At 47.8% G+C, this 1,280-nt stretch carries 2 protein-coding genes; one reads left to right on the forward strand and one right to left on the reverse strand.

Annotation, left to right across the window (positions count from 1 at the left end; genetic code table 11):
• A partial coding sequence (locus ACN0IC_RS15520; protein WP_416879654.1) for a hypothetical protein occupies positions 1-259 on the reverse strand: 259 nt, incomplete at its 3' end.
• A 191-nt stretch (positions 260-450) separates the two neighbouring features.
• Here ACN0IC_RS15520 and ACN0IC_RS15525 point away from each other — a divergent pair.
• Positions 451-1,280, forward strand: an 830-nt coding sequence (locus ACN0IC_RS15525; protein WP_416879655.1) for a hypothetical protein, incomplete at its 3' end; no start/stop codon positions are given.

Genomic DNA, 1,280 nt, shown 5'->3' on the forward strand with positions numbered 1-1,280 from the left:
GCACAAAACTGAAAGTCCGCTTGTTTTTGTTCTTCCGGTAGCTGTAAGCATTCCATGCTCGTTTGATGCGTGCAAAAGCATCTGCCCCCAATCCGTTATTCCAAATTCTTTCCAGTGTCATCAAGGTCGGCTCGTTCTCTTCGTGGGGAGCTTTTACTGAAAGGGCTGATGGGGGGTTGTTTCGCAAATAGTGCCTGGCCCAATCTGACTTGTCCTTGTCGGAGCCAAGCCACTCTTTCGGTGGGATTGGTTTCTTCACTTTCAATGCTCCTAATGCTTGAGATTTTCATGACAAGTAAATCATACCGTATGAATTGACGTAAATATGATCATAATTGATAATGGGCAAAAATAGATATCATTTGTGCAAATATGTACCTTGGCAATGCTCTAGTATCCAGCTTTAACTGCTTGTCGTCTGAAGAGCTGCAGGCCGCTGAGCGATATTTTTTGACTGCCTTTATCTATCAATTTGGTATAGGCGAATGGGCTCAAACGTCTCTGGACCGTTTGGCGGGGAAGTTGGGAGTTAGTGAGAGATTAGCCCGTCATTCGATAGGGGTACTGGTTGACCAAGGTCTTCTTGATGCCCGGCGCGTTGAAGGTAGGACCGGAAGGCCGTCTTACGATTATCGACTTTCAAAGCTCGTTGCCGATCGGTTGAATCTCCAGGTTGGGCCAGTGAGTGTGGGACATGAGGGGCTGGTAAAGTCACTGCTCAGTATTCCCTCACCTGGAGGGTTGGAGGTCACGAGAAAGAAAGGTCGTACTTTTGGCCCTCCCAACCCTGATGCCCTGAGTGTCGGTAGCAAGCTGGTTCTTATAGTGTTGCTGACTGAGGCGGATTCCTGCGGTGTAGTCAGAAATTGTTCGACTTTTGGCTTGGCCAAGCAGGTGGGGATGTCAGTTCAAAGAGTACGCCGGCATTTGAGGAAGCTTTGGCGCTTAGGGTACATGCGAGATGTGGTTGCTGGGATTGTGAGTGATATAGGAATCGGCAAGTGCCCGAGCATCTATTTTCTCAACCTGGCTCACCCTATTTTTGAGGCTAGCTGGTGTGGTCGGGCGTTTGTCCTTCATATACAAAAAAAAGATCAGTACCACCCGGGCCGAGAGATTCCTCAGTTGATAAGGATTCTCAGTAATGGTTGTGAGGATGATTCCTACGTTGCCATTGAATATGACCGTAGAAACTATTTGTTGCCGGTGAAGTGTGAAGATGACGTTGCTAAAAGACTCAAAGATGCTGTGCTCGATGGGCTTGAAGAATATCTGCAGGC

The sequence above is a fragment of the Litorimonas sp. genome, assembly GCA_029936425.1.
In the GTDB taxonomy this organism is placed as follows: Bacteria; Pseudomonadota; Alphaproteobacteria; order Caulobacterales; family Maricaulaceae; genus Litorimonas.